The sequence below is a fragment of the Cellulomonas cellasea genome (assembly GCF_006538745.1).
Lineage (GTDB): Bacteria > Actinomycetota > Actinomycetes > Actinomycetales > Cellulomonadaceae > Cellulomonas_A > Cellulomonas_A cellasea.
On the sequence record NZ_BJLR01000027.1, the window covers coordinates 1 to 24,564 of the forward strand.

Annotated in this window: 21 protein-coding genes; 14 read left to right on the forward strand and 7 right to left on the reverse strand. The window is 75.1% G+C overall.

What is annotated here, in order from left to right; translation table 11 throughout:
- Positions 1-36: 36 nt before the first annotated feature.
- Positions 37-1,698, reverse strand: coding sequence for an ABC transporter substrate-binding protein (locus CCE01nite_RS14395; RefSeq protein ID WP_034625503.1), 1,662 nt, complete (start codon positions 1,696-1,698; stop codon positions 37-39).
- Positions 1,699-1,902: 204 nt separating this feature from the next.
- Here CCE01nite_RS14395 and CCE01nite_RS14400 point away from each other — a divergent pair, with 204 nt between their 5' ends.
- Both CCE01nite_RS14400 and CCE01nite_RS14405 read left to right on the forward strand, forming a co-directional pair.
- Complete coding sequence (locus CCE01nite_RS14400; protein WP_034625506.1) at positions 1,903-2,679, forward strand: class I SAM-dependent methyltransferase; 777 nt, start codon at positions 1,903-1,905, stop codon at positions 2,677-2,679.
- 135 nt (positions 2,680-2,814) lie between these two features.
- Positions 2,815-3,831, forward strand: a complete 1,017-nt coding sequence (locus tag CCE01nite_RS14405; RefSeq protein ID WP_034625509.1) for a magnesium and cobalt transport protein CorA — start codon at positions 2,815-2,817, stop codon at positions 3,829-3,831.
- A 7-nt stretch (positions 3,832-3,838) separates the two neighbouring features.
- Here CCE01nite_RS14405 and CCE01nite_RS14410 read toward each other — a convergent pair whose 3' ends face one another.
- Both CCE01nite_RS14410 and CCE01nite_RS14415 read right to left on the reverse strand, forming a co-directional pair.
- The gene (locus tag CCE01nite_RS14410) at positions 3,839-5,332 is read right to left on the reverse strand and encodes a PP2C family protein-serine/threonine phosphatase (protein WP_141372616.1); all 1,494 of its coding nucleotides are present in this window, start codon (positions 5,330-5,332) and stop codon (positions 3,839-3,841) included.
- 7 nt (positions 5,333-5,339) lie between these two features.
- Positions 5,340-6,062: a GAF and ANTAR domain-containing protein gene (locus tag CCE01nite_RS14415; protein ID WP_034625513.1), complete on the reverse strand. Its 723-nt coding sequence runs from the start codon at positions 6,060-6,062 to the stop codon at positions 5,340-5,342.
- A gap of 156 nt (positions 6,063-6,218) precedes the next feature.
- Between CCE01nite_RS14415 and CCE01nite_RS14420 the strand changes: the two genes are divergently transcribed.
- Genes CCE01nite_RS14420 through CCE01nite_RS14430 form a run of 3 tightly spaced genes read left to right on the forward strand, consistent with a single transcriptional unit; the run spans position 6,219 to position 8,571 of the window.
- Positions 6,219-6,662, forward strand: a complete 444-nt coding sequence (locus CCE01nite_RS14420) for a hypothetical protein (protein ID WP_034625516.1) — start codon at positions 6,219-6,221, stop codon at positions 6,660-6,662.
- A complete protein-coding gene (locus tag CCE01nite_RS14425; RefSeq protein WP_034625521.1) occupies positions 6,659-7,828 on the forward strand; it encodes a zinc-dependent alcohol dehydrogenase in 1,170 nt (389 codons plus the stop codon). The genes CCE01nite_RS14420 and CCE01nite_RS14425 overlap by 4 nt, the downstream gene beginning before the upstream one ends.
- A complete protein-coding gene (locus tag CCE01nite_RS14430; RefSeq protein WP_034625526.1) occupies positions 7,825-8,571 on the forward strand; it encodes an MBL fold metallo-hydrolase in 747 nt (248 codons plus the stop codon). The genes CCE01nite_RS14425 and CCE01nite_RS14430 overlap by 4 nt, the downstream gene beginning before the upstream one ends.
- A 31-nt stretch (positions 8,572-8,602) precedes the next feature.
- Here the strand turns inward: CCE01nite_RS14430 and CCE01nite_RS14435 are convergent, their stop codons facing one another.
- Positions 8,603-9,064 (reverse strand): NUDIX hydrolase, encoded by a 462-nt coding sequence (locus CCE01nite_RS14435; protein WP_034625531.1) that lies wholly within the window; start codon positions 9,062-9,064, stop codon positions 8,603-8,605.
- 238 nt (positions 9,065-9,302) lie between these two features.
- On the opposite strand from CCE01nite_RS14435, the gene CCE01nite_RS21385 reads away from it, so the two are divergent.
- From CCE01nite_RS21385 to CCE01nite_RS14450, 3 genes are all read left to right on the forward strand, one after another.
- A complete protein-coding gene (locus tag CCE01nite_RS21385; RefSeq protein WP_052103527.1) occupies positions 9,303-9,956 on the forward strand; it encodes a DUF4142 domain-containing protein in 654 nt (217 codons plus the stop codon).
- A 16-nt stretch (positions 9,957-9,972) separates the two neighbouring features.
- Positions 9,973-10,800 carry a class F sortase gene (locus CCE01nite_RS14445; RefSeq protein ID WP_141372618.1) on the forward strand — a complete coding sequence of 276 codons (828 nt, stop codon included), beginning with the start codon at positions 9,973-9,975 and terminating at the stop codon, positions 10,798-10,800.
- Between the two features lie 210 nt (positions 10,801-11,010).
- A complete protein-coding gene (locus tag CCE01nite_RS14450; RefSeq protein WP_034629651.1) occupies positions 11,011-11,664 on the forward strand; it encodes a DUF1684 domain-containing protein in 654 nt (217 codons plus the stop codon).
- Positions 11,665-11,829: 165 nt separating this feature from the next.
- On the opposite strand, the gene CCE01nite_RS14455 is transcribed toward CCE01nite_RS14450, so the two are convergent.
- Entirely contained in the window at positions 11,830-13,134 is a 1,305-nt protein-coding gene (locus CCE01nite_RS14455; RefSeq protein WP_084142678.1) for a cation:proton antiporter, read from the reverse strand.
- Between the two features lie 21 nt (positions 13,135-13,155).
- Complete coding sequence (locus CCE01nite_RS14460; RefSeq protein ID WP_052104104.1) at positions 13,156-14,043, reverse strand: pentapeptide repeat-containing protein; 888 nt, start codon at positions 14,041-14,043, stop codon at positions 13,156-13,158.
- 68 nt (positions 14,044-14,111) lie between these two features.
- Here CCE01nite_RS14460 and CCE01nite_RS14465 point away from each other — a divergent pair, with 68 nt between their 5' ends.
- Positions 14,112-14,789, forward strand: coding sequence for an NAD(P)H-binding protein (locus tag CCE01nite_RS14465; protein ID WP_034629649.1), 678 nt, complete (start codon positions 14,112-14,114; stop codon positions 14,787-14,789).
- A 323-nt stretch (positions 14,790-15,112) separates the two neighbouring features.
- Positions 15,113-16,528, forward strand: coding sequence for a glycoside hydrolase family 10 protein (locus CCE01nite_RS14470; protein WP_174774699.1), 1,416 nt, complete (start codon positions 15,113-15,115; stop codon positions 16,526-16,528).
- A 195-nt stretch (positions 16,529-16,723) separates the two neighbouring features.
- Here CCE01nite_RS14470 and CCE01nite_RS14475 read toward each other — a convergent pair whose 3' ends face one another.
- Entirely contained in the window at positions 16,724-18,265 is a 1,542-nt protein-coding gene (locus tag CCE01nite_RS14475; protein WP_034629616.1) for a high affinity choline transporter 1, read from the reverse strand.
- Between the two features lie 160 nt (positions 18,266-18,425).
- On the opposite strand from CCE01nite_RS14475, the gene CCE01nite_RS22425 reads away from it, so the two are divergent.
- The 4 genes from CCE01nite_RS22425 (at position 18,426) to uca (ending at position 24,564) form a co-directional block, all read left to right on the forward strand.
- A complete protein-coding gene (locus CCE01nite_RS22425) occupies positions 18,426-19,151 on the forward strand; it encodes a TetR/AcrR family transcriptional regulator (protein ID WP_084142676.1) in 726 nt (241 codons plus the stop codon).
- A gap of 215 nt (positions 19,152-19,366) precedes the next feature.
- Entirely contained in the window at positions 19,367-20,236 is an 870-nt protein-coding gene (locus tag CCE01nite_RS14485; protein WP_034629613.1) for an urea amidolyase associated protein UAAP1, read from the forward strand.
- Positions 20,233-20,982: an urea amidolyase associated protein UAAP2 gene (locus CCE01nite_RS14490; protein WP_084142675.1), complete on the forward strand. Its 750-nt coding sequence runs from the start codon at positions 20,233-20,235 to the stop codon at positions 20,980-20,982. Before CCE01nite_RS14485 ends, CCE01nite_RS14490 begins: the two co-directional genes overlap by 4 nt.
- Before the next feature lie 3 nt (positions 20,983-20,985).
- On the forward strand, positions 20,986-24,564 hold the full coding sequence (gene uca / locus CCE01nite_RS14495) for an urea carboxylase (RefSeq protein WP_034629611.1): 3,579 nt from the start codon (positions 20,986-20,988) through the stop codon (positions 24,562-24,564).

The following is a 24,564-nucleotide window of genomic DNA, read 5'->3' on the forward strand; positions in this document are numbered from 1 at the left end:
GGGTGCGCACGGCACCCGCCCCGTCGTGGACCGGATCTACTCGGCGGGCTCCAGGTTCGTCAGGACCTGGACGATCCCCGGCTGCGTCGGGTCGGCGGACGCGTACGCGTCCTCCTCCGACGGCCACCCGACGTAGTTGCGGGTGTTGAACTCACCGAGCAGCGGGTGCGAGCCGAGCGGGATGGCCGGAACGTGCTCGACGAACGCCTTCTGCAGCACGGCGGAGGCGGCCGCCCGGTCCTCGTCGGAGGCCGCAGTGGCGTACGTGTTCAGCGCCTGCGTGACCGCGGGGTCCTCGAAGCGGCCGAAGTTGAACTGCGCCTTGCCGTCGACGATCCACTTGGGGTCCATCGTCGAGGTGTAGAGGCCGTACGCGTTCCCCGTGTCCTCGAGCCAGTGGATGATCGCCTGGAAGGTGCCCTCCTGGCGGGCGGCGTCCCAGCCGCCCCAGTCGGGCTGGTCCACGACGACCTCGATGCCGAGCGCCTCGTTCAGCTCCTCGGCGATCAGTGCCTGCTCCGTGTTCCAGTCGCTCCAGCCGGCGGGCACGGAGATCGAGAAGGACACCCGCTCGCCGTCGGGGTCGATCAGGGCCTCGTCCTTCCAGGTGTAGCCGGCCTCGGTGAGGATCTGCCGGGCCTTGTCGACGTCGACCGAGTAGGACTCGTCCGCGAGCTCGGGGACGATCTCGTCCGCCAGCACGGAACCGAGCCCGGTGACGCTCCAGACGGGCTCGCTCGCGCCCTCACGGGCGACGTCGACGTAGTCCTGGCGGTCGATGGTCCACGCGAGCGCCTTGCGCAGCGCGACGTTGTTGAACGGCTTCGTCTGCAGGTTCATGAACAGCGTGCCGGAGCCCGCGGTGGGCGAGGCCAGGAAGTGGTTGTCCTCGTCGGCGGACAGGTAGCTGTCCTCGATCTGCGGGATGAACGCCTGCGCCCAGTCGGCGTCGCCGGAGACGAGCGCGGTCGTGAGGGCGGCGTTGTCGCCGTAGGAGATGTAGTGCAGCTCGGGCACGGCGAGCTCGCCGCCCCAGTAGGTCGGGTTCGCGGTGAGCGTGACCGACTCGGTGGACCACGAGTCCAGCACGTACGGACCGGTGCCGACGGCCAGGCCGTCCTCCGTCAGCGGGTCCGTGTTGGGGTCCGCGATGTTCTCCCAGATGTGCTTGGGCACGATCGGGGTGTGCAGCGCGCGCGCCTGGGCGGTGTAGAGGGAGTTCGCGAACTTCAGGGTGATGGTGTCGCCGTCGACCGTCGCGCCCTCGTAGTTCAGCCCCGAGGTGTCGGTGAGCGTGCCGTTGAGGTACTGGTCGAAGGTGAAGACGATGTCCTCACCCGTGAACTCCGTGCCGTCGCTCCACGTCACGCCGCTGCGCGGGACGACCGTGAGCTCGGTGTAGTCGTCGTTCCACTCCACCGACTCCGCGAGCCACGGGGTGGTGCCGAGGTCGCCGGTGGGGTTCACGAGCGCCATCGGCTCGAAGATCACCTTGGCGTAGCCGTACTTCGAGGCCGACGAGTCGCCCAGGTACGGGTTGTGGGACTCGGTGGTGATCGCGCCGTCCGGCTTCGCGATCGTCAGGGCGGCGCCCTCTTGCGCAGGGTTGTCGGCGGCGCCGTCCTGTCCCGACGCGCAGGCGGTCAGCACGAGCGCCGTCGCGACGCTCAGGGTGACGAGGGAGGACCGTAGCTTCATTGCTTCTCCTTCGATGTGCGGGGTGCGGTGCGGCCGCGACCCCAGGGCGCTCTCCACGATGAGGGTGCGCGGCGTGAACTTACCGAGGAGTCAGTAAGTATGTAAACGCGTGGTGTCGACCCGAGACCATCTCGATGCACGATCGTGACCTGAACAAACGGACGCCCCTCGGGTGGGACGTGGCCCGCGGGTAGCGTGCCCGGCATGCGACTGCGACAGCTCGCCTGGCGGGCCTGCTACGAGCTGCTCGCGGCGCGCGTGCGGCGCCCCGAGTGGGCGTTCATGAACTACGGCTACGCCCCGCTCGAGGACGCGGCTCCACCGCTCGTGCTCGAGCCCGCGGACGAGGTCGACCGGCTGTGCGTCCAGCTCTACGCGCACACGCTCGAGGGCGTCGACGTCGCGGGCACCGACGTGCTCGAGGTCGGCTCGGGGCGCGGGGGCGGGGCGTCGTGGGTCGCGCGGTCGCTCGCCCCGCGGTCGACGACCGGGCTCGACTTCTCGGGCGCCGCGGTCGGGCTCGCCCGGCGCGACCGCCGCGGCCCGGGGCTGCGGTTCGTGCGCGGGGACGCCCAGGCGATGCCGTTCCCGGACGCCTCGTTCGACGTCGTGGTCAACGTCGAGTCGTCGCACTGCTACGGCTCGGTGGAGCAGTTCGTCGCCGAGGTGCACCGCGTGCTGCGCCCCGGCGGGACCTTCGTGTGGGCCGACCTGCGCAGCGCCGAGGACGTCGTCGCCACCCGGGCGCAGCTCGCGTCGAGCGGGCTCGTGCCGGTCCGCCAGCGCGACATCACCGCCGAGGTGCTGCACGCGCTCCGGCTCGACGACGCGCGCAAGGCCGAGCTCGTGCGCGCGTGGATCCCGCGGCCGTTCCAGCGCGTCTTCCGGCCGTTCGCCGGGCTCGAGGGCACGCGCAACCACGAGGGCTTCGCGGACGGCAGCCTGCGCTACCTGAGCGCCCGGCTCGTCCGCCCGGCCTGACCTCGGCCGCGCCGCCGACCCCCCGGGCGCGCGTCCGCGGCCCGGGAGCGCGTGCCCGGGGGATGATGGGGCGCCGGCGCCGGGCCGGCCGTCAGCACGGCCGGCCGCGCCGCGCGCCGCGAGGGAGGCAGCACCATGACCGTCGTCGACAACGCCGTCTACGTCACCGGGCGCCGGCACAGCGAGCCCCGCTCCCTGTCGCAGACCTTCGAGACGCTGCGCGAGGCGAAGGGCATGGCGTGGATCGGCCTGTACCGGCCCGACACGCTCGAGATCACCTCGGTCGCGCACGAGTTCGACATCCACCCGCTCGCGGTCGAGGACACCGTCAAGGCCCACCAGCGCCCCAAGCTCGAGCGCTACGGCGACGTGCTCTTCACGGTGCTGCGGCCTGCGCGGTACATCGACTCCGAGGAGCGCGTCGAGTTCGGCGAGCTGCACGTGTTCACCGGGCGCGACTTCGTGCTGACCGTCCGGCACGCCGAGTCGCCCGACCTCGCGCGCGTGCGCCGGCGCATGGAGGCGACGCCCGGGCTGCTCGCCCGCGGGTCCGAGGCGGTGCTCTACGCGATCCTCGACGAGGTCGTCGACGAGTACGCGCCCGTCGTGGCGGGGCTGCAGAACGACATCGACGAGATCGAGGACGAGCTGTTCGCGGGCGACCCGAACGTCTCGCGGCGCATCTACGAGCTGTTCCGCGAGGTCATGGCGTTCCAGCGCGCGACGCACCCGCTGCTCGACATGCTCGAGGGGCTCGCGGCCGGCGCCTCGAAGTACGACGTCGACGAGGAGCTGCGCCGCAGCCTGCGCGACGTCCAGGACCACGTCGTACGGGTCGTGGAGCGCGTCGACGCGTTCCGGGCGCTGCTGCAGAACGCGCTCACCGTCAACGCGACCGTCGTCGCCGAGCGGCAGAACGAGGAGATGCGCGCGATGACGCAGGCGAGCCTCGACCAGAACGAGGAGGTCAAGAAGATCTCCTCCTGGGCGGCGATCCTGTTCGCGCCCGCGCTCGTGGGGACCGTGTACGGGATGAACTTCGAGCACATGCCCGAGCTCGACTGGCGCTACGGGTACCCGCTCGCGCTCGCGCTCATGGTCGCCGGCTCGCTCGCGCTGTTCGCGGTCTTCCGGGCCCGCAAGTGGCTCTGAGCGGGACTCAGGCGCCCGGCGGGCCCCCGGAGCCCGGGCGCGGGTCCAGCCGGAGCTGACCCTCGGTGGTCCAGTGCACGAGCACGAGCGTCGCGTCGTCCTGCAGGACGCCCCGCTGCCGGGCGAGGATCTCGGTGCACAGCCGGCGCACGACCTCGGGCAGCGGCGTGCCGGTGCCCGACTGCCGCTCCAGGTAGCCGCGCAGCCCGTCGGCCCCGAACGGGACGCCGCGCGCGTCCCGGGCCTCGGTGATCCCGTCGCTGTACAGCACCACGATGTCGCCGGGCTCGAGCTGCTCCTCCCCCACGGACACGTGCGTCGCCTCGAGCCCGAACAGCGTCCGGCGACCGTCCTGGAGCGTGCGCACGACGCGCCCGTCGCGCAGCACGAGCGGGTACGGGTGGCCCGCGGCCACGTAGCGCAGCCGCCCGGTCGTGAGGTCGAGCCGCGCGACGACCCCGGTCGCGAACGTCGCGCCCCCGAACTGGTCGACGAGCGCGGTGTGCACCGCCTGCGCCTGGTCGAACAGCGAGCGCCCCTCGCGCCGCGCGTTGCGGTACGCGGAGACCGCGGTCGCGGCGACCAGGCCAGAGCCGAGGTCGTGGCCCGTGGCGTCGAAGATCGCGACGTGCGCGTGCTCCTCGGACAGCGCGACGTCGAACACGTCCCCGCCGACGGACCCGGACGGCTCGAGCCGGCCGCTGACCAGCACGCGGTCCGTCCCCGACGTCAGCGGCGGGAGCAGCTGCCAGACGAGCTCGGCCGCGACGGTGCGGTGCTCGCTGCGCCGCACGCCGTCGAGGCCGTCGCCGTAGCGGCTGACGCCGGTCAGCACGTGCCCGAGGTAGTGCGCGAACCACCAGCACTGCTCGTGCAGCGCCGGGTCCTCGAGCATGGCGGCGTCGGGCACCATGACGTCGAGGACGCCGAGCCGCTCGACGCCGTCGAGCACCGGGATCCACAGCCGCGCCCGGCCACCCGACGTCGAGGACTGCGCCTCGAGCATCCGGAACGCGCGGCCCGGGAGCGTCCCGTGCAGGCTCAGCGTGGTGCGCCCGCCCGCGTGGGCGCCGCCCGGGACCGGCGCGAGCCGCGTGCCCGCGTAGTCGACGAGGTACAGCACGGCGCGCACGCCGAGCGCCTGCGCGGCGCGGTCGACGACGGTCGCGAGCCGGTCCGGCGGCGCGAGGTGCGCCCCGCGCAGCAGCTCGACGAGCGCCGGGAGCGCGCCGGCGTCGCGAGCGGGCTCCCGGCCGCGGCGGACGTACGGCGCCCGGGCGGCCGGCGCGAGCTCGTCGAGGGCCTCGTTGACGACCGACGCGACGACGTCCCGCTCCAGGGCCGGGAGCGTGCCGAGGCCGTCGAGGAACAGGTCGAGCTCGACGGGGTCGGCGTCGCCCCCGAGCGCGAAGCAGCGCACCCAGACGTCCTCGGTGGTGAGCCCCGCGCGCTGCATGACCGCCCGGATCGCGTGCCGCTGGCGGTTCTCCGAGACGGTCACGGCGGGCTCAGCGCGTCCGGCGGTGCGCGCCCGTGACGAGCCGGGTGGCCGCGTCGTGCACCGAGACGCCGTCGCGGTGCGCGAGCGCGAGCAGGTGCGCGAACGCGGCCTCCTCGGTCGTCCCGTCGCGGCCCATGATCACGCCCTTGGCCTGGTTGACGACGTCCCGCCTCCGCAGCGTCGCCCGCAGGTCCTCCCCCAGCCGGCCCGCGCGGCGGTAGCTCTGCACGTTCGTCACGAGCACCGCGGCCTGGGCGGCGAGCAGCGCCAGCACGTGCTCGTCGCCCGTGGTGAACGCCCCGGGCGACGCGCCGTAGACCTTGAGGGCACCGACCGCCGCGTCGCCGGCGACGAGGGGGGCGCTGACGACGGCGTGCACGCCGGCCGCGCGCGCGGCGGGGGTCCACCGCGGCCAGCGGTCCTCGGCGCCCAGGTCGTCGGCCCGCACGACCGCGCGGTCCGCCCACGCCGCCAGGCACGGGCCCTCGTCGAGCTGGTACTGCAGCGCGTCGGCGGTCAGGACGAGCGGGCCGGAGGCGGCGACGCTCTGCGGTCCGCCGCCCGAGCCGGTGAGCGTCACCCCGGCGCCCGCCGCACGGGGCACGGCGTGCGTCGCGACGGACGTCAGGAGGGTCAGCGTCGAGCCGACGGTGTCCTCCGACAGCAGGAGCCCGCCCATGCGCGCGAACACCGTCATGAGCTGGTCACCAGCGGGGACCTCGGGTGCCACGGTGCCTCCTGCCCCAGGAGCGGACCCCTCGACGGTATACCCAACGCCCGGCTTCTCCCGGATCCTCTCGGTTGCAGCCCCCGGAGCGCGGTGGCAGCGTGAGGAGTCCTTCCTGCAGCGCGGAGGCCCCGTCCGGCCCACGCTCGAAGGAGCTCCATGACCCGCAGGACCACCCTGGGCGCCGTCGCCGGCGTCCTCGCGCTCGGCGCCCTCGCCGCCGCCCGGAGCCGCAGCGGCGCCGTCCCCGACCGCTGGCACGTCGTCACGATCCACCGCGACCCGGCGGACGTCGACGTCACCGCGGCGGGCCGCCCCCGGCCGCTCGCCGAGCTCGGCGAGGCGGTCGAGCTGCGCGTCTCCGTCGCCCCCGGGGACCGCGGCACCGAGCTCGCTGCCCGGGTGCGCCCCGACAGCGGGCTGTCCGGGTCCGACGCGCGCGACCTCGACGAGCACGTGCGGCGGGCGCTGCGCGACACGCGCTGCCTGCTCGAGACGGGCGAGGTCCTGCGGCCCGACGACCTCGGCACGTCCCGCGCGACGCTCACGAACTTCCCCCTGCGGCTCGCGCTGCGCAAGGCCAAGACGGGAGGCCGGCTGTGAAGGCGCTGATGTGGGAGGGCGTGAACAAGCTCGCCGTCGGGGAGGTCCCGGACCCGCGCATCCTCAACGACCAGGACGTGATCGTGCGCGTCCTGCGGACCGTCACGTGCGGCTCCGACCTGCACCTGCTGAGCGGCTACATGCCGACGATGCAGGCGGGCGACGTCATCGGCCACGAGTTCCTGGGCGAGGTCGTCGAGGTCGGCCCGGGCGTCCGCACGCACCACGTGGGCGACCGCGTCGTGGTGTGCTCGTTCGTCTCGTGCGGGCGGTGCTGGTACTGCGCGCACGGCCTGTACGCCGCGTGCGACAACGGCAACACCAACCCGGTGATCGGCGAGACGCTGTGGGGCTTCGCGCCTGGCGGCTGCTTCGGGTACTCGCACGCGATGGGCGGCAACGCGGGCAGCCACGCCGAGTACGTGCGCGTCCCGTTCGCGGACGTCGGGGCGTTCCGGGTGCCGGACGGCGTGAGCGACGAGCGTGCGGTCTTCGCGTCCGACGCCGCGCCGACCGGGTGGATGGGCGCCGAGGACGGCGGGGTCTCCCCCGGCGACGTCGTCGCGGTCTGGGGCGCCGGCGGGGTCGGGCAGATGGCGGCGCGCGCCGCGATGCTGCTCGGCGCCGAGCGCGTGCTCGTGATCGACCGGCTGCCCGAGCGCCTCGAGCAGGTCACTCGGCACATCGGGGCGGACGTGCTCGACTACTCGCGCGTCGACGTGGGCGAGGCGCTGCTCGAGGCGACGGGCGGGCGCGGGCCGGACGTGTGCATCGAGGCGGTCGGCATGGAGGCCCACTCGACCGGGCCGGCCTACGCGTACGACAAGGCGAAGCAGTGGCTGCGCCTGCAGTCGGACCGCCCGACGGCCGTGCGCGAGGCGGTCTACCACGCGCGCAAGGGCGGCACGGTGTTCGTGCTCGGCGTCTTCGCGGGCGTCGTCGACACGTTCCCGCTCGGGGCCATCGTCAACAAGGGGCTGACCGTCAAGGGCTCGCAGATGCACGGGCAGCGCTTCATCCCGCGGCTCCTCGAGCTCATGGAGCGCGGCGAGCTCGTCACCGAGCACCTCGCGACCCACGTCATGTCCCTCGACGACGGTCCGAAGGGCTACGAGCTGTTCAAGAAGAAGCAGGACGGCTGCGTGAGGTCGGTGTTCGTGCCATGAGCTTCCACCGCGACGTCGCCGACGGCGTCCACCGCCTCGACGTCGGCCACGTCAGCTGCTACCTGCTCGAGGGCTCGGGCGGTGGGCTCACGCTCGTCGACGCCGGGCTGCCCGCCGTCTGGCCCGTGCTCGGCTCGGCACTGCGCGAGCTGCGGCGCCGGCCCGAGGACCTGCACGCCGTCGTGCTCACCCACGCGCACTTCGACCACCTCGGGATCGCCGAGCGCCTGCGCCGGCGCGGCGTCACCGTGTGGGGCCACCTGCACGAGCACGAGCTCGCGCGCCACCCCTACCGCTACGACCACGAGCGGACCCGGGCGTCGTACCCGTTCCGCCACCCGAGGGCCGTGCCGATCCTCGGCGGCATGGTCCGCGCGGGGGCGCTCCAGGTCCGGGCCGTGCGCGAGGTCCGGCCGATGCCGACCGGCGTCCGGCTGCCGGTGCCCGGCGAGCCCGAGGTCGTGTTCAGCCCCGGGCACACGTGGGGGCACTGCGCGCTGCACGTGCGCGACCGCGACGTGCTGTTCTCCGGCGACGCGCTCGTGACGCTCGACCCCTACACCGCGCACACCGGCCCCCGGATCATCGCGGGCGCGGCGACCGCCGACAGCGGGCTCGCCCTGCGCTCGCTCGACGCGCTGGCCCGCACCCGCGCGGGACTCGTGCTGCCGGGGCACGGCGAGCCGTGGACCGGGGGCGTCCGGGCGGCCGCCGCGGAGGCGAGGTCCGTCGGGCCGTCGTGAGGCGGTGGTGTCGTGGGTCCGGGCGGCCGCGTCAGTCCCCGAGGTGGGCCACGAGCCGGTCGAGGAACTCCTCGTGCGCGGCCACGACCCGCGGGCGCGCCTCGTCGAGCGGCCACCAGCGCACGACGTCGAGCTCCGGGAACGTCGCCTGCCGGCCCGAGCGCGGCGGCCACTCCATCGTGAACGTCCCGGGTGTGCCGGCGTCCGGGTCGAGGTCGCCCTCGCGCGCCCACACCGCGACGACCTTGCCGCCGCGCTGGCGCACCTCGCCGAGCGGGACGTCCGGGCCGGGCGGCGGCGGCTGACCGACCTCCTCGGTGAACTCCCGCACGGCGGCGTCGAGCGGCGCCTCGGACGGGGCGTGCTCGCCCTTCGGGATGGTCCACGCGCGCGCGTCCTTGCGCGCCCAGAACGGCCCGCCCATGTGGCCGAGGAGCACCTCGACGCGCCCGTCGACGCGCCTGTGCAGCAGCAGCCCCGCACTCGTCGCCACGTCCCGCCCCTCTCCGTCGTGCGTGCCGTGCCCCGCGAGCCGGGCCCGTCGCCGCACCGTGCGTGCCGCCGTGGGCGCCGTCCCGCGCCTGCCGTGCGGCGTCGCCCACGCTAGCCCGGACCCACCGGACCCACGGCACCCGCGGCGTACGGCGCGCGCTCGCGGCGGACGTGCTGCACAGTGGACGGGTCGCTCGGGCAGACGTGGCGTCGTCGATGAAGACACGCAAGGGGTCCCCATGCACCTCCTCCGCCGTACCGCCGTCGTCCTGGTCGCCGCCGTGGGCAGCATCGCCCTCGCGGCCGGGCCCGCGGCCGCCGCACCCAACGCGCAGGACCAGGAGTTCCTCGTCGGAGCCCACCAGGGCAACCTCGCCGAGATCGCCGCGGGGCAGGCCGCTCTCGCTCAGGCGACCACGCCGCAGGTCAAGGAGATGGGTCAGATGCTCATCACCGACCACCAGACGCTCGACGGGCAGCTCGTGCCGGTCGCCCAGCAGCTCGCGGTCACCCTGCCCGACGCCCCGAGCGCGAGCCAGGCCGCCGCGCTCGCGCGCGTGCAGTCGCTCAGCGGGGCCGAGTTCGACAAGGCGTGGGTCGCGCTGCAGATCGAGTCCCACCGGGCCACGCTCGCGCTGGGTCAGGAGGAGCTCGCCGAGGGCGCCGAGCCGTCGGTCCAGGCGCTCGCGACGGCGTCCGCACCGGTCGTGCAGCATCACCTCGACATGGCGCTCGCCGCGGCGGGTGCCCTCGGGGTGCCGACGTCGGTCCCGGCCGGGTCGGGCGGCGACGCGGCGACCTCGACGCAGGACCTCGGTCTCGCGGTCGCGGGCGCCGGTCTCCTCGTGCTCGCCCTGACCGCGCTCGTCGCGGTCCGTCGCCGGCACGCGTGAGCGGGACGGCACGGGCATGACCGGCACGCGGCCGACGGGTCCGCCCGCCGGCCGCGTGCCCCCGCCCGGTGCCCCGGACCGCGCACCGGGGCGCCTGGGCGTGCGGCTCGCCGCCGCCGCCGGTGTGACCGCCGTCGCGGTCGGGGGCTGGCTGGCGCTGCAGCCCGGCGAGTTCGCCGCCGCCGACGCGGGGGTCGTGCCCGACTCGGGCACGACGAGCGGTGGCCTCGACGACCGGGGTCCGGCCGGGGTGGCCGCCTCGCCACCGCTGCGGGGCGACGCGGACCCCCGCACCTCCGGGCCGTCGTGGGTCACGAGGCTGCCCGCCCCGCCCGCGCCCGCCGCGCCGGCCCCCGCGCCCGCCGCGGCGCAGCCTGTCGCGGTGCCCGCAGCGCAGCCCGCTGCGGTGCCCGTGCACCTCGAGGTGGCGGGGCGGGACCGCCCCGTCGAGGTCGTCCCGGTCGGGGTCGAGCCCACGGGCGCGATCGTCGTCCCGGACGACCCGGACGTGCTCGGCTGGTGGCAGTCGGGGCCCGGCGTGGGCGCCGCGGCGGGCAGCACCGTGCTCGTCGGGCACCTCGACGTCCCGGGCGACCTCGGCGTCATGCGCGCGCTCGCGGTGCTGCCGGTCGACGCGACGGTGACGCTGACCGACGGCCAGGGCGGCTCGGCGACGTACCGGGTCGCGGCGCGCCGCACGTTCAGCAAGGACGACGGGCTGCCCACCGACCTCTTCCGCACCGACGGCGCGCCGCAGCTCGTGCTCGTGACGTGCGGCGGCGCGTTCGACACCCGGACCGGGCACTACGCCGACAACGTCGTCGTCTACGCCGTCCCGGCGTGAGCGAGGCGGGCGTCCGGCGCCCGCTGCACCGCCGCGTCCGCGCCGCTGCGCGTGCGGTGCGCTGTGCGTGGGGCGCCGCACCACCGGCGGCCCCACCCCGCGTGCGGCGCAGGCCCATGACCGAGGTCGTGGCGTCGTCCGGCGCACAGGCCCTCGGGCCGGGTCGCCCCTCGACACCCGCGCCGGGCACGGACGTGGCACCGTGGGCCGGTGACCACCTCCCCCGCGCACGACGCGCTGCACGTCGTCGACTGGCGGCGCCGCGTCGCCCGCCTCTACGCCGAGGTGCGCCACGCCGCGGTCGACGACCCGGTCGTCGGGCACGCGCTGTGGGTCACCGGCCGTGACGAGCTGTTCGCGGAGCACCCGGCGTCGCCCCTCGACCCGGCCGCCAGGGCGGCGTTCGCAGGGCTCGACGTCGCGCCGTACGACCCGGCGTTCCGCTTCGAGGCGGAGGTGCTGACGGCACCGGGCCGCCGGCTCGAGGTCCCGACGGGGACCGACGGCGTCGTGCCGTTCGAGGAGGTCGGCCGGGTCGCGCTCGGTGCGCTCGGGACGCTGTCGCTGTGGGCGCTGCGCAGCTACGGCGGCGGGCTGTTCGTGCCGTGCAAGGACGCCACGGCGGGTCGGCCCGGCGGCACCTACGGCGGCGGCCGGTACGTGCTGGACACGACCAAGGGCGCCGACCTCGGGAGCACCGGCGGCCCCGGCGCTCGCGTCGTCGTCGACCTGAACTTCGCCTACAACCCGTCGTGCGCCTACGACCCCGCGTGGGCGTGCCCGCTCGCGCCGCCCGAGAACACCCTCGACGCCCCCGTGCCGGTCGGGGAGCTCGTCCCGCACGCCGCGCTCGTCGCGTCCTGAGCGCCGGCTCCACCGGGCGACAGCCGCGCGGGCGCGGCACCGGCCCGCCCGCACGCCCCCGCGCACGAGGCGCGACGCCGGACCCGCGTTCCGGCGACGCCGGACCCGCGTGCCCGCGACGTCGGACCCGCGTGCCCGCGAGGCCGGACCCGCGTGCCCGCGCTGTCAGACCGGCGTGCCCGCGATCGTGACCTCGTCCTTCTCGTCGGCGGCGCGCGCGCGGCGGCGGTCGAGCGCGGCCATCACGGGCGTCGCGCCGATGCCGTGCAGCACGATCGACCCGACGACGACGAGGCCCGCGATCCCCCACAGCTCGCCCTCGCCGGGGAACGTCGCGTGCTCGAGCGCGTACGCCACGTAGTAGAGCGTCCCGACGCCGCGCACCCCGAAGAACGCGATCACCGCGCGCTCGCCGGGCCCGGTCTTCCCCGGGGTCAGCGCGATCCACCCCGCGAGCGGCCGGATCACGAGCAGGAACGCCGCCGCGACCCCGACCTCCGCCCAGCCGAGCTCGTCGAGCAGCCCGCGCGCGACCGCCCCGCCCAGCAGCACCACGACGGCGACGGTCAGCAGCCGCTCGATCTGCTCGACGAACTTGTGCAGCACCGCGTGGTAGCCGTGCTGGCGCTCGGCCGTCCGCAGAGTGCACGCGCACACGAACACCGCGACGAACCCGTAGCCCTCCGCGAGCTCGGCGGCGCCGTACGCGAGGAACGTCGCGGCCAGCGCCACGAACCCCTCGGCCTTCTCCGTCAGCCCGAGCTTGTCCGCGACGGTCGAGAAGAAGATGCGCCCCAGCGCCCAGCCGACCGCGACCCCGGCGAGGACCCCGAGGCCGATCCGCCAGGCGACGTCGACCAGCAGCCACTCCGGGACCCACTCACCGGGTCCCTCCTGTGCCGCGGCGGCCGCGCTGAGCGCGATGGCGAGGTACGTGAACGGGAACGCGAGGCCGTCGTTGAGGCCGGCCTCGGACGTGAGCGCGAAGCGTGCCTCGTCGTCCGCGGCCTCGCCGTCGGTGACCGGCTCGCTGACCTGGACCTCCGTCGCGAGCACCGGGTCGGTCGGGGCGAGCGCGGCGGCGATCAGCACGGCGCTCGCGGCGCCGAGCCCGAGGACCGCCCAGCCCAGCACGCCGACCGCGAGCATCGACAGCGGCATCGCGATCGCGAGCAGGCGCCACGTCGTCGACCACGTCCGCCACCCGAGCGGGCGGTTGAGCGCGAGCCCCGCGCCCATGAGCGAGACGATCACGCACACCTCGGTGAGGTGCTCGGTGATGCTGCCGTGCTCGAGCGGGTCGGGGTCGGGCAGCCCGGGCAGGACCGTGAAGCCGACGAAGCCGGCGGCGAGGAACACCATCGGCATCGACACCGGCGCCCGGCCGAGGATGCGGGGCAGGAGGGCGGCCGCGAGGGTCGCGAGGCCGATGGCAGCGAAGAGGCCGCCCGGGCCCTCGAACTCGATCACCGCGTGAGCGTAGGCGCGGGATCAGCGCCGCGCGCGCCGGGACCTCGTGGCGCGCGAGCGCGGCGGGACCGGCAGACGCTCGGCCGACCAGTGCGAGGGCCGCTCGAGCCCGGTCGGCAGGCGCGTGGCGGCGTCCCCGCGCGCGGCGTTCACCTGCGACTGGGTGAGGAAGAGCGTGTCGGTGAGGTCGGCTCCCGCGAGGTCGGCACCGCGCAGGTCCGCACCGACGAGGTCGGCGAGCCGCAGGTCCGCGCCGCGCAGGTCCGCCCCGACGAGCAGCGCCCCGGCGAGGGCTGCACCGCGCAGGTCGACCCCGCGCAGGTCGGCGCCGAGCAGGTCCGCTCCGCGGTGGTCGGCGGTCCGCGGGCCCACGGCCGACCGCACGAGCGCGCTCGCCCGGCGCAGCGTCGCGGCGACGTCGTCGCGGTGCGGGCCGACGTCGAGGGCGCGCAGCACCGACGGGGCCGACCGCGCGAGCCGCTCGGTCTCGGCGAGGTGGCGGGCGAGCTCCGCGTGCACCGGGGCGGCGCCGGGGAGATCGAGGGCGGCCGTGAGGTAGAAGAGCAGCTCGTGGAGCTGGCGCGCGACCGGGAAGACCGCGAACATCTCCTCGGCGAGCGCGGGGTCGGACCGCCAGTCGCGGCCGCCGAAGGTGAGCTGCACGACGTCCTGACCCGCGCCGAAGCAGTCGTACACGGTGCACCCCGGGAAGCCGCGCTCGCGCAGCCGGGCGTGGATGCCGCAGCGCGCGTCGGGCTGCAGGTGCAGGCACGGCGTCGCGGCCGGCTTGGTGAACGCGAAGTCCGACGACGCGACGAACGCCGGCACGACGCAGCACAGGCCCGCGCACCGCGCGCAGTCGGCCCGCAGCGCGAGCGGCTCGGCAGGTGCGGCTGGGTCGGCGTCCACCCGCACATCGTGCCGCACCGAGGGACCACCACCGGGCACGGCCGGGAGGCGCGGCATAGCGTGGCCGGATGCGCATCGTCATCGCCGGTGGCCACGGCCAGATCGCCCGCCGCCTGTCCCGTCTCCTGTCCGCCCGCGGCGACGAGCCCGTCGCGCTCGTCCGCAACCCCGACCACACCGCGGACGTGACCGCCGACGGCGCCGTCCCCGTGGTGCTCGACCTCGAGCGTGCGAGCGCCGAGCAGCTCGCGGCGCACCTCGTCGGCGCCGACGCCGTGGTCTTCGCGGCGGGCGCCGGCCCGGGCAGCGGCGCGGCCCGCAAGGACTCGATGGACCGCGGGGGCGCCGTGCTGCTCGCGGACGCCGCGCTGCTCGCCGGCGTGCGCCGGTACGTGCTCGTGTCCTCGATGGGCGTCGACGAGGTGGACGGGGTGCAGGACGAGGTGTTCGCCGCCTACCTGCGCGCCAAGGCGGCGGCCGAGGACGAGGTGCGTCGCCGCCCGCTCGACTGGACGGTGCTGCGTCCCGGCGGGCTGACCGACGACCCCGGGACCGGGCGCGTCTCCCTCGAGCCGAAGGTCGGACGCGGGTCGGTCCCGCGGGACGACGTCGCGGCGGTCCTGCTGTCCCTGCTCGACGAGGCGTCGAGCATCGGGCTCGTCCTCGAGCTCGTGAGCGGGGACGACGTCGTGGACGCCGCGGTGCAGGCGGCCGGTCGCTCGGAGCCGGGCGACGGCTCCATCTGAGGGTCCCGCCGCTGGTGAGGGGCTCGCGCGGCCTGGCTGGGGCACGCCCGCGGGCGTCCCGCGACGATCGAACCATGACCGACAGCGGCCGCCGATAGTTTCGGCGGTCAGCAGTTGTGTGGAAAAATCGTTTAGGCACGTCTTTCCGCAGGTCAGGTAACACCGCAGGTCACATACCCTGGGAGGGTTCCCACCGGCGACCTGCGCCGCCCTGACCTCGTTGTCGCAACTTTCGCCGCTATTGACGGGAATTGTGAGCGTGCACAACTCTGTCGTCCCCGCCGGGGTCATCGTCGTCCCCGGCGGTACAGATGGAGGAATCGATGAACCGATCAGGGCTCCGCCCCCCGAGCTCGACCCACCGCCGCCGGACGGGAGCCGTCCTCGTCGCCGCGCTCGCCGTCACCCTCGCCGGCGCCACGCTCCCCGCCCAGGGAGCCGGCAGCACGCTGCAGGCCGCCGCCGCCGAGAGCGGCCGGTACTACGGCACCGCGATCGCCGCGAACAAGCTCAGCGACTCGACCTACACGACCATCGCGAACCGCGAGTTCAACATGATCACGGCCGAGAACGAGATGAAGATGGACGCGACCGAGCCGTCGCAGAACCAGTTCAGCTACTCCAGCGGGGACCGGATCGTGTCCTGGGCCCGCTCCAACGGCAAGCGCGTCCGCGGCCACGCCCTCGCGTGGCACTCCCAGCAGCCGGGCTGGATGCAGAACATGTCCGGGACTGCCCTGCGCAACGCGATGCTCAACCACGTGACGCAGGTCGCGACGCACTACAAGGGCCAGATCTACGCGTGGGACGTCGTCAACGAGGCGTACGCCGACGGCTCGTCGGGCGCGCGGCGTGACTCGAACCTGCAGCGCACCGGCAACGACTGGATCGAGGCCGCGTTCCGCGCCGCCCGGGCCGCCGACCCCGCCGCCAAGCTCTGCTACAACGACTACAACACCGACAACTGGAGCCACGCCAAGACGCAGGGCGTCTACACCATGGTCCGCGACTTCAAGGCGCGTGGTGTCCCGATCGACTGCGTCGGCTTCCAGGCGCACTTCAACTCCGGCAACCCCGTGCCGTCGAACTACGACGTGACCCTGCGCAACTTCGCCGCGCTCGGCGTCGACGTGCAGATCACCGAGCTCGACATCGAGGGCTCCGGCAGCTCGCAGGCCCAGCAGTACGCGGGCGTCCACCAGGCGTGCCTCTCCGTCGCGCGCTGCACCGGCGTCACGGTCTGGGGCGTCCGGGACACCGACTCCTGGCGCGCGTCGGGCACCCCGCTGCTCTTCGACGGGTCCGGCAACAAGAAGGCCGCGTACACCTCGACGCTCAACGCCCTGAACGCGGGCGGCACCACGACGCCGGACCCGACGCCCAACCCGACGACGCCGCAGCCGTCGCCCACCACGACCACTCCCCCGGTCACCGGCACGGGCAGCTGCACCGCGACGTACTCCGAGGGCCAGAAGTGGGGCGACCGCTTCAACGGGGTCGTCACGATCCGGGCGAACAGCGCGATCACGAGCTGGACGTCGACCGTGACGGTCAGCCAGGCGCAGCGCATCACCTCGACCTGGAGCGGCACGCCGAGCTGGGACAGCTCGGGCAAGGTCATGACGATGCGACCGGCCGGCAACGGCACGCTCGCGGCGGGTCAGACCACGAGCTTCGGCTTCACCGTGCTGCACGGCGGCGACTGGACCTGGCCGCGCGTGACCTGCAGCGCCTCCTGAGGCAGGTCACCCCGAGCCTCACGGGCCCTCGTGACGGGACAGGTCCCGCGGGCTGACGTGAGCACCTGAAGGACGGGCGGGCCGGCACCGAGAGGTGCCGACCCGCCCGTCATCGCGTCCGGACCCGCGCGCCGCACGTCCGCCGGCCTCGCGGACCCGGGCCGCGCCGGCACCCGGCCGGCAGGACCTCCGCGCTCACGCGGTGACGGGGGCGGACGCCTCGCGGGCGGGCACCGGCTCCGTCTGTGCAGCGGCGTCCGCCGCGTCCGCCTCGACGGGCAGCCCGTCCGCGAGCGCCCAGGCCTCCTCCGTCACGGTCCGCGGCCAGACGAGCGCCGCGACGACGTACGCGAGCAGCGACGCGACGGCCCCGTAGAACGTGGGCCACCCGTCGAACGAGGCGTCGACCAGGGTGTTCGGCACGTGCAGCACGTCGTTCGGCACGCCGTACATGGTCGGCGTGAGCACGAACAGGGTGATGCGCACCGTGAGGCCGACGACGAGCGCCGCGACCGCCGCCCGGGTGCCGCCCCGCTTCCAGAACATCCCGAGCAGGAACGGCACGACGAGCCCCGCGAGCATGAGGTCGAACGCGAGCGTGAGCAGGATCCCGGTCTGCGCGACCCGCAGCGCGACGAGCACGCCCGCGATCACGACCGGCACCATCGCGACGCGCGTCCAGCGCAGCAGCGGGTCGGGGCCGGCGTCGACGACGCGGCGCACCCCGAGGATGTTGCGCACGGCGACGGCCGAGGTCGCGAGGATCGCGCCGGACGCGGTGGAGAACGACGCGGCGACGATGCCCGAGAGGACGAGGATCGTCAGTCCGGTCGGGGCGTGGTCGTCGAGCAGCTGGAACAGCACGGGCCCGTCGTCCATCGACAGCCCGAGCACGGACGCGGCGCTCAGGGCGACGAGCGCGTACGCGACACCGACGACGGCCGTCCCCGCGGCGCCGGTCAGGCACGCGCGGCGCGCGACCTCGGGGTTCTTCGCGGCGAAGATCCGCTGCATGAAGTCGATCGCGACGATGTCGCCGATGCCGAGCGAGACGAGCGTGGCCCAGTTGATCGGCGCGCCCTGGTCGGTCGAGGAGAGCTGCCCGAGGTCGAACGGGCCCATGCCCTCGGGGATCTCGAAGCCGATCGTCGCGCCGACCCACCACAGCAGCGCGACGGTCGCGACCACGGTGATCGCGATCTGGATCGCGGCGGTGTAGGCGTCGGAGAACATCCCGCCGCCGACCGTGTAGACGAGCACGAGGGCGACCGCGAGCAGCACGCCGAGCGTGTAGTCGAGCCCGAGGAAGCGCTCGAGCAGGTACCCGCAGGCCACGAGGTTGCCGGCCATGAGGATCGCGAAGGCGAAGATCATGAGGACCGACGACGCGACCTCGACGCCGCGGCCGTAGCGCAGGCGGTAGAAGTCGGCGAGCGTGAACAGGCCCATGCGGTTCATGGGCCGGGCGAGGAAGAGCCCGGTCAGCAGCAGGCAGATCGCGAGGCCGAGGGCGAGCGAGGCACCCGACCAGAAGCCGAACGAGGCGGTGAGGTCGGTGTTGCCGACCGTCGCGTTGGAGTCGACGGCGGCCGCCATGAGCGACGCCGCGACGAGCGGGGTCCCGAGCCGGCGGCCCGCGACGAGGTAGTTGGCGCTGTCGCCGTCGACCTTGCGGGCGACGACGATCCCGACGAGGACGACTGCGAGGACGCTGAGCCCGACACCGGCGATGATCATGGGTCCTCCGAGGGACGTGTGCCTGTCAAGTGACAGGAACATTGACCACCCGGGCCGTGTCGGCGGTGCTGCCGCCACGAAACAAGCGTGTTAACGCCGCTCCCCGCGCCTCGCCCACCCCCGCCGCCGGCGCACGGGGCCCCCGACGGCGGCACCTAGCATGGCGACCGTGGCACCAGCACCGGCCAAGGGCCGTCCCCGCGTGGGCGTCTCGGCCCACCCCGACCTCCCGGCGCCCGAGCAGATCCTGCGCGCCGCCGCGCAGCTCTTCGTCGACTGCGGGTACGACGCGACGTCGACGCGCGCGATCGCGGCGGCGGTCGGGATCCGGCAGGCGTCGCTCTACTACCACTTCGCGAGCAAGGCCGACATCCTCGCGGAGCTGCTGAGCCGGACGGTCACGCCGTCGCTCGACGCGGCGGAGCGGCTGCTCGCCGACGGGGGCGACCCCGCGGTCCGGCTGCACGAGCTCGTCACCGTCGACTGCCGCCTGCTGCTCGACGCCCCCGCGAACGTCGGCGCGCTGTACCTGCTGCCCGAGGTGCGGGCCGAGCGCTTCGCCGACTTCCGCGCCCAGCGCGCCCGGCTGCGCGACGCGTACGGCACGCTCGTCGAGCAGGCGGCGGCACCGGGGGCGATGCTCGGGCCGCTCGACGTGCTGACGGACGTCGTGTTCGGGCTCGTCGAGAGCGTGATCGGCGTGCGGGGGCGCGAGGCGGGCGGCACGGAGGGGGATGGCGGCGGCGCGGACGGCGGGGCGCGACCGGTCCTCGACAGCGGCGTCCTGGTCACGACGGTGGCGCGCTCGGCGCTGCGGGTGCTCGGCTGGGACGAGGCCGGGCTGGTGCGCATCGAGCGCGCGTCGGACGCCCGCCGCACGGCCTGACGGTCGCGGGCAGCGGCCGCCGCTGGGGCGCCCCCGGAGGCGAACGGGCACGGCAGCGCCGTCGGCGCGCGGTGCCGGCGTCGGGCGACCTGCGGCGGGCGCCGTCACCGGCCCCGCGAGGGTTTAACGCACCGGACACACGGCGGTGACCCCGCGGGAACGCGCGCCTCGCACTGTGTTCCTGTCAGCCGACAGGAACCACGGGGAGGGCCGCCATGACGGCATCCAGCACGTCCACGACCGCGGGAGCGCGTGAGCACGCCCGCGCCCAGGAGGGCGCCGCCGCCGGGACGGTGCGCACCCGGCCGGTCGTGCCCGCGAGCGCATGGCCGACCCCGCCGGACGGCGTGTCCCCCGAGGACCTGGTGCACGCCGAGACGGTCGCGGGCGGTGGGTACACGCACCTGGCGGTCGCCCGGGGCACGCACGTGCGGCTCACCGACCTCGACGGGGACGCGTGCGCGCACGTGCTCGCGTTCCACGCCGAGCAGCCGTGGGAGCGCCTCAACGTCGCCGACACGGTCAAGGTGCAGTGGCAGGTGTACCTGACCACCGGGCACCTGCTGCTCTCGGACCAGGGGCGCGCGCTCGCGAGCGTCGTCGCGGACACCTCCGGGCACCACGACACCCTGTTCGGCACCACGACGCGGGCCCGCAACGAGGCCCGGTACGGCGACGGCGCGGCGCACGGCCCCTCCCCCGCCGGGCGCGAGCTGTTCGCGCTCGCCGGCGCGAAGCACGACCTCACGCGGCGCGACCTGCCGCCGAGCATCTCGTTCTTCCAGGGCGTGCGGGTCGACGACGACGGCGCCCCGCAGCACCGCGGCTCGGCCGGCGCCGGGGCCGCCGTCACGCTGGTCGCGGAGCTGCCGCTGATCCTCCTGGTCGCCAACACCGCGCACCCGCTCGACCCGCGCGAGCGCTTCACGTGCACGCCGCTCGAGGTGCTCGCGTGGCGCGGGGACCCGACCGCGCCGTCCGACCCGCGCTGGGACGCGACCCCCGAGGGCCGGCGCGCGCTCGACAGGACCGCGGCCCACGTCGCCGCCCGCACCGCTCGCCCGACGGCAGGAGCCACCCGATGACCACCACCGACACCCCCGCCCTGCCGCCCGCCGCACGGGGGGCCGCCGCACCGACGGGCACCGCACCGGCAGGTACCGCCCCCGAAGGCACCGGACCGAGCGCTCCCGCGGCGCTGCCGGCGGCAGCGACCGGCGCCGTCGTGCTCGACGCCGTCGTCCCCGCACGCGCGCCGTGGTCTGCGGTCGTACGGCGCGGGCAGCTCCTGACGATCATCGACCTCGGCGGTAACCAGGCCGTCGACTTCCTCGCCTTCGACGCGCACGACACGTCGCTGCGGTACTCGGCGCCCGACACGATCCAGGCGCAGGGTTCGGTGTTCCTCACGACGGGCAGCGTGCTCCGGGACTGCGAGCACGCGCCGATGATGACGCTCGTCGCCGACGACTGCGGGCGCCACGACACGCTCGGGGGTGCGTGCTCGAAGGAGTCGAACACGCTGCGCTACGGCCACCACACCGCAGGCCAGCACGCGTGCGTCGAGAACTTCCTCGCCGAGGGCGGCCGGCACGGGCTCGGCAAGCGGGACCTCGTCTCGAACATCAACTGGTACATGAACGTGCCGGTCGACCCGGACGGCGCGCTCGGCATCGTCGACGGCATCTCGGCGCCGGGCCTGAGCCTCACGCTCCGCGCGGAGAAGGACGTGCTCGTCGTCGTCTCCAACTGCCCGCAGGTCAACAACCCGTGCAACGGCTTCGACCCGACGCCGGTCCGCATGGTCGTGACCGACCCGAGCGAGGGCTGACCCATGACGTTCGACACGCTGCTCGTCGCGAACCGCGGCGAGATCGCCGTCCGCATCCTGCGCACCGCACGCGAGCTCGGGCTGCGCACGGTCGCGGTGTACTCCGAGGCCGACGCGGGCGCGGCGCACACGCACCTGGCCGACGAGGCCGTGCTGCTGGGCCCCGCCCCCGCCGCGCAGAGCTACCTGCGCGCGGACCGGATCGTCGAAGCGGCGCTCGCGACGGGCGCCGGCGCGATCCACCCCGGCTACGGCTTCCTCTCGGAGAACGCGGGCTTCGCGCGCGCGGCGGAGGCCGCCGGGATCGCGTTCGTCGGCCCGCGCCCCGAGCACCTCGAGCTGTTCGGGTCCAAGCACACCGCGCGCGACGCGGCCCGCGCCGTCGGCGTCCCGATGCTCGCGGGGACGGGTCTGCTCGGGACGCTCGACGAGGCGCTCGCCGCGGCCGAGACCATCGGCTGGCCGGTCATGCTCAAGGCGACGGCGGGCGGCGGCGGGATCGGCATGCGCGCGTGCCACGGGCCGGACGAGCTGACGGACGCCTGGGAGGCCGTGCGCCGCGTCGCGGGCGCGAGCTTCGGAACCGCCGGGGTCTTCCTCGAGCGGCTCATCACCGCGGCTCGGCACGTCGAGGTGCAGGCGTTCGGGGACGGGCTCGGCACGGTCGTGACGCTCGGGGACCGCGACTGCTCGCTCCAGCGCCGCAACCAGAAGGTGTGCGAGGAGGCGCCGGCGCCGGCGCTCCCGGACCACGTCCGCAGCACGATCGCGACGGCGGCGCACGACCTGTGCGCCTCGGTCGCGTACCGCTCGGCGGGCACGGTCGAGTACGTCTACGACGCCGAGCGCGAGGAGGTCGCGTTCCTCGAGGTCAACACCCGCCTGCAGGTCGAGCACCCGGTGACCGAGGCGGTGTACGGGGTCGACCTCGTCGCGTGGATGCTGCGGCTCGCGCAGGGCGACACGTCGGTGGTCGGGACCCCGCTCGTCGCGCGCGGCCACGCGGTCGAGGCGCGCGTCTACGCCGAGAACCCCGACCACGACCACGTGCCGAGCGCCGGGACGGTCACCTCCGTGCGGACGCCGGCGGGCGTGCGGGTCGACACCTGGGTCGAGGCCGGCAGCGAGGTCAGCACGCACTACGACCCCCTGCTCGCCAAGGTCGTCGTCGCGGGCGACGACCGTGCGGCGGCCTGGGCGGCGCTCGGCGAGGCCCTGGCCGGGACCCGGGTCGACGGCGTCGCGACCAACGTCGGCCTGCTGCGCTCGATCGCCCGCGACGGCGACGTGCTCGCCGCGACGCACACGACCGCGACGCTCGCGCACGTGCGCGACGCCTCGCCGCGCGTCCAGGTCCTGCGCGCCGGGATGCTCACGACCGTGCAGGACTGGCCCGGGCGCACCGGGTACTGGCACGTCGGCATCCCGCCGTCGGGCCCGATGGACGACCTGTCGTTCCGGCTCGGCAACCGCGCGCTCGGCAACGCGGAGGGCGCGCCGGGGCTCGAGTGCACGATGACGGGACCGTCGCTGCGCTTCGCGACCCCGGCGACCGTGCTGGTCGCGGGCGCGCCGACGCCCGTGACGCTCGACGGCGAGCCCGTCGCACAGTGGGAACCCGTGGAGGTGCCCGCGGGCGGCGTGCTCGACGTCGGCACGGCGACCGCGGGGATGCGCGCGTACGTGCTGGTCCGCGGCGGGCTCGACGTCCCCGAGGTGCTCGGTTCCGCGGCGACGTTCGACCTCGGGGAGATCGGCGGCGCGACCGGCCGGCCGCTGCGGCCCGGGGACCTGCTGGCCCTCGGGACCCCCGACGCCGCGGCGCCCGCACCCGCCGGCGTTCCGGCGGACGGTCGCCCGGCGGTCACCGACGCGTGGCAGATCGGCGCGCTCGAGGGCCCTCACGCGGCCCCGGAGTTCTTCACGCCCGACGACGTGACCGCGTTCTACGCCGCGCGCTGGTCCGTGCACTTCAACTCGGCGCGCACCGGCGTCCGGCTCGTCGGGCCCAAGCCGGTGTGGGCACGGCCCGACGGCGGCGAGGCCGGCCTGCACCCGTCGAACATCCACGACACCCCGTACGCGGTCGGCGCGGTCGACTACACCGGCGACGTCCCGATCCTGCTGGGCCCCGACGGACCGAGCCTCGGCGGCTTCACGTGCCCCGCGACGGTCGCCGTGGGCCAGCTGTGGAAGCTCGGGCAGCTCCGTCCGGGCGACACCGTGCAGTTCGTGCCGGTCGACGAGCCGGGGGCCGAGGTCCTGCGGCAGGCGCCGCTGACCGTCCCGGTGTCCTCCCGCGCGGCGCACCACGACGGCGGCGTGCTCGGGCGGCTCGACGCCTCGACGGACCGCCCGGCGGTGACCTACCGACGCTCGGGCGACGACAACCTCCTGATCGAGTACGGGCCGATGCAGCTCGACCTCGCGACCCGCCTGCGGGTGCACGCGCTCGCCGAGCGCATCGCCGCCGACGGGCGGGCGGGCATCGTCGACCTGACGCCCGGGATCCGCTCGCTCCAGGTGCACCTCGACCCCGACGTCCTCCCGCTGCGCACCATGCTCGACCTCGTCCAGGAGGCCGAGGACGAGCTGCCGCCGACGAGCGACCTCGTCGTGCCGTCGCGCACCGTGCACCTCCCGCTCAGCTGGGACGACCCCGCGACGCGCGAGGCGACCGAGCGGTACATGGCGGGCGTGCGCGACGACGCCCCGTGGTGCCCGTGGAACATCGAGTTCATCCGCCGCATCAACGGCCTGGGCTCGGTCGACGACGTGCACCGCACCGTCTTCGACGCGGAGTACCTCGTGCTCGGGCTCGGCGACGTGTACCTCGGCGCGCCCGTCGCGACGCCGCTCGACCCGCGGCACCGGCTCGTCACCACGAAGTACAACCCGGCGCGGACCTGGACCCCGCAGAACGCCGTGGGGATCGGCGGGGCCTACCTGTGCATCTACGGCATGGAGGGCCCGGGCGGCTACCAGTTCGTCGGGCGCACCGTGCAGGTCTGGGACACGCACCGCCAGCGCGGGCCGTTCGAGCCGGGCACGCCGTGGCTGCTGCGGTTCTTCGACCGGATCCGGTGGTTCCCCGTCGAGGCTGACGAGCTGCTCGACATGCGCGCCGACATGGCCGCCGGGCGGCTCGACGTGCGGATCGACGAGGGCGAGTTCGTGCTCGCGGACCACGAGCGCTTCCTGCGCGACGAGGCCGGCTCGATCGCGGAGTTCCAGGCGCGGCAGTCGGCGGCGTTCGCGGACGAGCGGGCCGCGTGGGAGGCCGCCGGGGAGTTCGACCCGCGGCCCGAGCCGGCGCTCGCGGTGGCTCCCCAGGCGGCGGCCCTGCCCCCGGGCTGCGCGAGCGTCGACGCGCCGTTCGTGGGCACGGTGTTCCGCGTCGACGTCGCGCCGGGCGACCGGGTCGAGGCCGGCCAGGTCCTGCTCGCGCTCGAGGCGATGAAGATGGAGGCACCCGTGACGGCGCGCGCCGCCGGGGTCGTCGTCGACGTCGCCGTGGCCCCCGGCGACCAGGTCGGTCCGGGCCAGGCGCTCGTGGTCGTCCGCGAGGAGGTGGCCGCCTGA

What these genes read in the sequence shown, in the direction of transcription:
- CCE01nite_RS14430 (WP_034625526.1), top strand. Translation starts at nt 7,825, where the DNA reads ATGAGCTTCCACCGCGACGTCGCCGACGGCGTCCACCGCCTCGACGTC.
- CCE01nite_RS14475 (WP_034629616.1), bottom strand. Translation starts at nt 18,265, where the DNA reads ATGATCATCGCCGGTGTCGGGCTCAGCGTCCTCGCAGTCGTCCTCGTC.
- CCE01nite_RS14400 (WP_034625506.1), top strand. Translation starts at nt 1,903, where the DNA reads ATGCGACTGCGACAGCTCGCCTGGCGGGCCTGCTACGAGCTGCTCGCG.
- CCE01nite_RS14405 (WP_034625509.1), top strand. Translation starts at nt 2,815, where the DNA reads ATGACCGTCGTCGACAACGCCGTCTACGTCACCGGGCGCCGGCACAGC.
- uca (WP_034629611.1), top strand. Translation starts at nt 20,986, where the DNA reads ATGACGTTCGACACGCTGCTCGTCGCGAACCGCGGCGAGATCGCCGTC.
- CCE01nite_RS14485 (WP_034629613.1), top strand. Translation starts at nt 19,367, where the DNA reads ATGACGGCATCCAGCACGTCCACGACCGCGGGAGCGCGTGAGCACGCC.
- CCE01nite_RS14445 (WP_141372618.1), top strand. Translation starts at nt 9,973, where the DNA reads ATGACCGGCACGCGGCCGACGGGTCCGCCCGCCGGCCGCGTGCCCCCG.
- CCE01nite_RS14420 (WP_034625516.1), top strand. Translation starts at nt 6,219, where the DNA reads ATGACCCGCAGGACCACCCTGGGCGCCGTCGCCGGCGTCCTCGCGCTC.
- CCE01nite_RS14490 (WP_084142675.1), top strand. Translation starts at nt 20,233, where the DNA reads ATGACCACCACCGACACCCCCGCCCTGCCGCCCGCCGCACGGGGGGCC.
- CCE01nite_RS14395 (WP_034625503.1), bottom strand. Translation starts at nt 1,698, where the DNA reads ATGAAGCTACGGTCCTCCCTCGTCACCCTGAGCGTCGCGACGGCGCTC.
- CCE01nite_RS14465 (WP_034629649.1), top strand. Translation starts at nt 14,112, where the DNA reads ATGCGCATCGTCATCGCCGGTGGCCACGGCCAGATCGCCCGCCGCCTG.
- CCE01nite_RS14470 (WP_174774699.1), top strand. Translation starts at nt 15,113, where the DNA reads ATGAACCGATCAGGGCTCCGCCCCCCGAGCTCGACCCACCGCCGCCGG.
- CCE01nite_RS21385 (WP_052103527.1), top strand. Translation starts at nt 9,303, where the DNA reads ATGCACCTCCTCCGCCGTACCGCCGTCGTCCTGGTCGCCGCCGTGGGC.
- CCE01nite_RS22425 (WP_084142676.1), top strand. Translation starts at nt 18,426, where the DNA reads ATGGCGACCGTGGCACCAGCACCGGCCAAGGGCCGTCCCCGCGTGGGC.